Source organism: Streptomyces sp. NPDC005574 (assembly GCF_040605435.1).
Classification (GTDB): Bacteria; Actinomycetota; Actinomycetes; order Streptomycetales; family Streptomycetaceae; genus Streptomyces.
Map to the genome: position 1 here is coordinate 1 of NZ_JBEXCW010000365.1, position 1,004 is coordinate 1,004.

At 67.6% G+C, this 1,004-nt stretch carries 1 protein-coding gene; it reads right to left on the minus strand.

Annotated elements, in window-relative coordinates; translation table 11 throughout:
- Window positions 1–860 (minus strand): transposase (locus ABZT03_RS44775; protein WP_356050116.1); only part of this gene is annotated, 860 nt, incomplete at its 3' end.
- Between the last annotated feature and the right edge of the window lie 144 nt (window positions 861–1,004).

Consider the following 1,004-nt stretch of genomic DNA (forward strand, 5'->3'; position numbering starts at 1 on the left):
TTGGGGTGCAGCCGGTCCCAGGAGCGGGCTCTGGCGGTGCCGTAGAGGCGGGTGTCGGTGACGGTCTCGGTGTCCGGGGTGCCCCAGGTGTTGGGCTGTCCGAAGACGAACTCGCCTCCGTGCCGGGGTGGCCGGCCCTGGGTGTGCGGCAGCCGGGGTGGGACAGCCCTGCGCAGGACGCGGTCGGATCGCATCCTGGCTAGCACCTGGACCGGCAGGTCTTTGAGGAGGAAGCCGAGGCGGGGCGCGTCGTATCCGGCGTCGGCGACGATGAGGATGTCGGGATCACCGGTCTGCCACTGCCCCGCTGCGATCAGTCGCTGAAGGAGATCGCGCAGCTGGCGGGCGGTGACGGTGGCGGTGTCGTCGCCGGGCATCAGACGCAGAGCGTCCAGCGGTGCGGTCCACGAGCTGCGGCCCGGCTCCAGTGCGCAGATGATCGAGTAGGGCCAGCCGGGGACCGGGATGTGCTGGTCCTTGCCCCGGCCGTAGGTGTGGCACAAGATCCGCTGCGGTGAGGTGTGGGCGTCGGGCCGCAGCCAGCAGGTGACGTCGATGGCCAAGACCAGCCGGCCGTCGGCAGCCCGCGGCAGTGGTACTTCGGCCAGTGCCCGCCGCAGCCGGTCGGCATCGATGCGTCCCCGGGCCACTGCGGCGTAGAGCCCTCCATGGCCGCGGCGGTGTTCACCCACCAGCGACAGCTCGGCCAGAGACCTCACCGGCCCGTCGCCGCACAGAACGGCATCAGCCAGCTCGAACAACGCGTCCGAACGAGTGGTCAGGCAGGAGTAGAACTCGCCCCGGAAGCATGACAGTTGCGCCAATGCGTCAAACCTGGCGTCGTGATGCAGCAGACTCATCCTCACGGCCTTCGTTCTGAATGTGTGTGTTCCTTGGTCGGAGCACATGTTCAGACGAAGGCCGCCTCCGTGTACGACAGTTACCGGACCGAGTGATCAAGTTCGACCTGCCATTCGACGCCGAACGTTAAAGATCAAGCTAAG